Origin of the sequence: Kitasatospora sp. NPDC056783 (assembly GCF_042789895.1) — a bacterium.
GTDB lineage: Bacteria > Actinomycetota > Actinomycetes > Streptomycetales > Streptomycetaceae > Kitasatospora.
Genome location: NZ_JBHUAF010000608.1, coordinates 1 through 2,968, shown reverse-complemented (window position 1 = coordinate 2,968; position 2,968 = coordinate 1). Strand labels below are relative to the sequence as shown.

3 protein-coding genes are annotated in these 2,968 nt (G+C 71.6%); 2 read left to right on the top strand and 1 reads right to left on the bottom strand.

Going from position 1 to position 2,968, the window contains the following annotated elements:
* Window positions 1-39: 39 nt before the first annotated feature.
* Window positions 40-1,479 (bottom strand): amino acid permease, encoded by a 1,440-nt coding sequence (locus ACFRMQ_RS39795; RefSeq protein WP_380735785.1) that lies wholly within the window; start codon window positions 1,477-1,479, stop codon window positions 40-42.
* A gap of 271 nt (window positions 1,480-1,750) precedes the next feature.
* Between ACFRMQ_RS39795 and ACFRMQ_RS39790 the strand changes: the two genes are divergently transcribed.
* Both ACFRMQ_RS39790 and ACFRMQ_RS39785 read left to right on the top strand, forming a co-directional pair.
* On the top strand, window positions 1,751-2,350 hold the full coding sequence (locus ACFRMQ_RS39790) for a biotin transporter BioY (protein WP_380735784.1): 600 nt from the start codon (window positions 1,751-1,753) through the stop codon (window positions 2,348-2,350).
* Between the two features lie 111 nt (window positions 2,351-2,461).
* Window positions 2,462-2,947, top strand: a complete 486-nt coding sequence (locus tag ACFRMQ_RS39785; protein ID WP_380735783.1) for a ribose-5-phosphate isomerase — start codon at window positions 2,462-2,464, stop codon at window positions 2,945-2,947.
* The last annotated feature ends 21 nt before the right edge of the window (window positions 2,948-2,968 follow it).

Below are 2,968 nucleotides of genomic sequence, written 5' to 3'. Positions count from 1 at the left end.
GATCGGTGCCGGGCCCTCGCCACGCGCGCGTACGGAGGGTCAGCGCGGTTGCCGCTCGGCCGGGGCGGCGGCGTCCCGGCGCTGCTTGAGCAGTCCGACGACGCTGAGGATCGTGACGAGCACGCCGGCCGCGTACAGCTGGTCGCGGTTGCCCGAGGTGGTGGTCATCAGGGCGAGGATGCCGACCACGCCGGCCAGCGCGACCCACGTCAGGTACGGGTAGCCCCACATCCGCACGGTGAGCAGCTCGGGCGCCTCGCGCTCCAGCCGGCGGCGCATCCGCAGCTGGGACACGCAGATGAACAGCCAGACCACCAGGATCGCCACGCCGGTGGTGTTCATCAGCCAGGTGAACACGGTGTCCGGCCAGAACTTGGAGGCCAGCACGGCGCCGAAGCCGAACAGGCAGGAGGCCAGCACGGCCCGGCGCGGCACCCCGCCGCTGACCTTGGCCAGCGCCTTGGGGCCCTGGCCGCGGCCGACCAGCGAGTACGCCATCCGGGAGGCGCCGTAGATGTTGGCGTTCATCGCGGACAGCAGGGCGATCAGCACCACCACCTGCATGATCACGCCGGCGGCGGGCACCCCGAGGTGGCTCAGTACGGTGACGTACGGGCCGTCGGCGACGACCTTCGGGTCCTTCCAGGACACCAGGGTGACCACCAGGGCCATCGAGCCGATGTAGAAGATCGCGATCCGCCACACCGCGGTGCGCACGGCGTTGGCGACGTTCTTCTTGGGGTCGTCGGACTCCGCGGCCGCGATGGTCACGGTCTCCATGCCGCCGTACGCGAAGACCGAGGCGAGCAGGCCGACGATCAGTCCGTCGGTGCCCCTGGGCAGGAAGCCGCCCTGGCCGGTCAGGTTCTCGACGCCGGGGGCGCCGGGGCCGATCACGCCGGCGACGCCGAGCCCGCCGAGGACCAGGAAGGCGATGATCGCGGTGATCTTGATCGCGGCGAACCAGAACTCGAACTCGCCGAAGTTCTTCACCGCGGTGAGGTTGCTGGTGCAGAAGAAGACCATGAACAGGGCGACCCAGATCCAGACGGAGACGCCCGGGATCCAGCCGTTGACGATCTTCCCGGCGGCGGTGGCCTCGGCGGCGACACCGCAGCACAGCATCACCCAGTACATCCAGCCGGCCGTGACTCCGGCCCAGGGGCCGATCTCCTTCTCGGCGTGCACCGAGAACGAGCCGGAGGCGGGGCGGGCGGCCGACATCTCACCGAGCATCCGCATGATCAGCATGACCAGGAGGCCGGAGAGCACGAACGCGAGGATGATCGCCGGGCCGGCCGCCGCGATGCCGGCGCCGGAGCCGACGAAGAGGCCGGCGCCGATCACGCCGCCGAGGGCGATCATCGACAGGTGGCGCTGCTTCAGGCCGTGGGTGAGCTGCTGTCCCGACGCCGGGCTCGCGGCCGGTGGGGTGCCGTTGGGCATCCCGGTCGCCGGAGGTGCGGGGGTGGGGGCCATAAGGGGTGGATCCAGACTGCTGTGCGGTAATCGGTATGAGATGTCCAATATCCGGCGATGTCGCTGAGCATGCCAAAGATGATCGTTCCGGGCTCACTATGCGGACCTCATCGGAACCTGGTGTGATCACTCGGTGTCCGAACGTGATCTGCGGTCGGTTTCGACAACCCCCGGGGGCAGGGGTTTGTCCGAAACCGACCCCGTTCGCCCAGTGGATCACCGCGTAGGTTCACAGGTGTTCACTCACCTGGACTCTCCTGGAGGAGCCCCCATGGCCATCGCCACCACCCCGATACCGCGCCGCGCCGTCCTCGCCGACCTGCTGCCCGCCGCCTCCACCCGCCTCGGCGCCCAGGTCCGCGACCTGGCCCTGGTGGCCGGCGGCGCCGCGCTGACCGGCGTGGCCGCCCAGCTGTCGGTGAACGTCCCCGGCTCGCCGGTGCCGGTCACCGGCCAGACCTTCGCCGCGCTGCTGGTCGGCACCGCGCTCGGCGCCCGCCGCGGCATCGCCTCGCTCGCGCTGTACCTGCTGGCCGGCATGGCGGGCCTGCCCTGGTTCGCCGAGGGCACCTCGGGCTGGGCGATGCCGTCCTTCGGCTACGTGCTCGGCTTCGTCCTCGCCGCCGCCGTGACCGGCGCGCTGGCCCGCCGCGGCGCCGACCGCACCCCGGTCAACACCGCCGCCACCATGGTCCTCGGCAGCCTGGCCATCTACGCGGTCGGCGTCCCGTACCTCGCCCTGACCCTGCACGTGTCGCTCGCCCGCGCCGCCGAGCTCGGCCTCTACCCGTACCTGGTCGGCGACGCCCTCAAGGCCGCCTTCGCCGCCGGCGCCCTGCCGCTGGCCTGGAAGCTTCTCGACCGGCGCTGACCCCGCCCCGCGGGCACACCGGCCGACGTCCCCGGCGGGCGCGCCGGCCGACGCCTCCGTCGGCGCACCCGTTGTCGGGCCCGGGCGCACGCGCATGCCACACTCATGGGCATGCGCGTGTACCTGGGCTCAGACCATGCCGGATACGAACTGAAGAACCACCTCGTGGAGTGGCTCAAGGGGGCCGGCCACGAGCCGGTCGACTGCGGGCCGCACATCTACGACGCCGAGGACGACTATCCGCCGTTCTGCCTGCGCGCCGCCGAGCGCACGGCCGCCGACCCGGAGGCGCTGGGCATCGTGATCGGCGGCTCGGGCAACGGCGAGGCGATCGCCGCCAACAAGGTCAAGGGCGTCCGGGCCGCGCTGGCCTGGAGCGTGCAGACCGCCGAACTCGGCCGTCAGCACAACAACGCCAACGTGATCTCCGTCGGCGGCCGGATGCACACGGTCGAGGAGGCCACCGAGTTCGTCGAGGTCTTCCTCAAGACCCCCTACAGCGGCGAGCCCCGGCACACCCGCCGGATCGAGATGCTGAGCGAGTACGAGACCACCGGCGAGCTCCCGCCGATCCCGGCCCACCACCCGCAGGGCTGATTCCGCCACCCACCCTTCCCG